1 protein-coding gene is annotated in these 1,552 nt (G+C 43.6%); it reads left to right on the top strand.

Features of this window, described 5'->3' with window-relative positions:
• Positions 1-215 precede the first annotated feature (215 nt).
• Positions 216-1,448 carry an IS110 family transposase gene (locus DOT_RS11360; RefSeq protein WP_009618470.1) on the top strand — a complete coding sequence of 411 codons (1,233 nt, stop codon included), beginning with the start codon at positions 216-218 and terminating at the stop codon, positions 1,446-1,448.
• The last annotated feature ends 104 nt before the right edge of the window (positions 1,449-1,552 follow it).

Below are 1,552 nucleotides of genomic sequence, written 5' to 3'. Positions count from 1 at the left end.
GTATGAAAAAATTGGGAAACGTTGGAATAAAAATATTTCCCTTGTGAAATACTTTGGCTACGGTATAAGTCGAAGTGTCTTGGTGCGTTCGAGCCCGATATTATAGACTGATTAAGGCTTCCTGCTTGCACCACAAATTGTTGCCATGAGCACGTAGGGTAGATTAATGCTTTACAGGAAGCCCGCCGTAATTAAATCATTGGAGGTGTCTTTCAATGAATGTTATTTACGAGCGTTGTTGTGGTATGGATATTCACAAGAACACGATCGCTGCCTGTCTAATTACAGGCAGAAAGAAGGATGTTAGGAGTTTCAGTACGATGACTTCATCGCTTCTTGGACTTATCGATTGGCTGAAGAGCGCTGATTGTCAATGCGTTGCCATGGAGGCAACCGGATCATACTGGAAGCCAATCTACAATCTTTTAGAAATGGAGGGGATTCCTACTTTAGTTGTGAATGCACAACATATTAAAGCTGTACCTGGACGTAAAACCGATGTTAAAGACTCTGAATGGATTGCTGATTTACTTCGTCACGGCCTACTGAACGGCAGTTTCATTCCCAAGCGGGAGCAGCGCGAACTCAAAGAACTTGTTCGTTATCGCAGAAGTATGGTTGCGGAGCGCGCCAGAGAGTTGAACCGCATCCAAAAGGTGCTTGAAGGCGCAAATATCAAGTTAGGGTCTGTTGTCAGCGACATCGATGGTACATCATCCCGTCGAATGCTTGATATGCTCATAGCTGGATGTACTGACGTTCAAGCTATGGCAGATAAAGCGCTTATGCGAATGCGTAAAAAAATACCTCAAATTGAAGAAGCACTTCACGGTTTTATGGGTGATCATCAAAGGACAATGTTACGTCTAATGCTCAAGCATATTGATATTCTTGAGGAACAAGTCCTTTCGCTCGATCAAGAAATCCAAGAAAGAATGAAACCTGTAAAAGATCAAGTGTCTCTTGTCGACTCTATTCCCGGAGTTGCGGAACGTAGCGCGCAAGTGATCATTGCCGAAATTGGTATCAATATGAATCAATTTCCATCGGATTCACATCTCGCTTCATGGGCTGGCGTTTGCCCCGGCAACAACGAGAGTGCAGGCAAACGCAAAAGCGGTAAAACGCGAAAAGGGAGCGACATGCTTAGGACTACACTGATGGAATGTGCTAAAGTCGCAGGGCATCTAAAGAACACCTATTTCAGTGCCCAATACGCTAGGATTGCCGCAAGACGCGGCCATAACCGTGCGACTGTAGCTGTTGCTCATGCCATCCTCAAAGCTGTGTACCACATACTCAAAAGTAACACACCATACAAAGAACTAGGGCCGGATTACTTTGATCAACGCCGGAAAGCGGAGATCGTTAAGAAATCCGTAAAGAGACTTGAAACATTCGGATTTACCGTTACTATTGAACAGAGCGCTAACTCCAGTACAGCTTAGTCACTAATTAAATATTCAAAGGCCTAATTCATGATTGCTCAAGCATTTACTTGAGTATAGTTAGATTTTTTTTGTTTTTATGGCCCTAGTACTCTGTTTTCAGG

Origin of the sequence: Desulfosporosinus sp. OT, assembly GCF_000224515.1 — a bacterium.
Classification (GTDB): domain Bacteria; phylum Bacillota; class Desulfitobacteriia; order Desulfitobacteriales; family Desulfitobacteriaceae; genus Desulfosporosinus.
The sequence above is the reverse complement of the archived record's forward strand: the minus strand, read 5'-3'. Positions and strand labels throughout refer to the sequence as shown.

Bases quoted from the DNA above. Each gene is read 5' to 3' on its own strand.
- DOT_RS11360 (WP_009618470.1), top strand. From the start codon at position 216: ATGAATGTTATTTACGAGCGTTGTTGTGGTATGGATATTCACAAGAAC.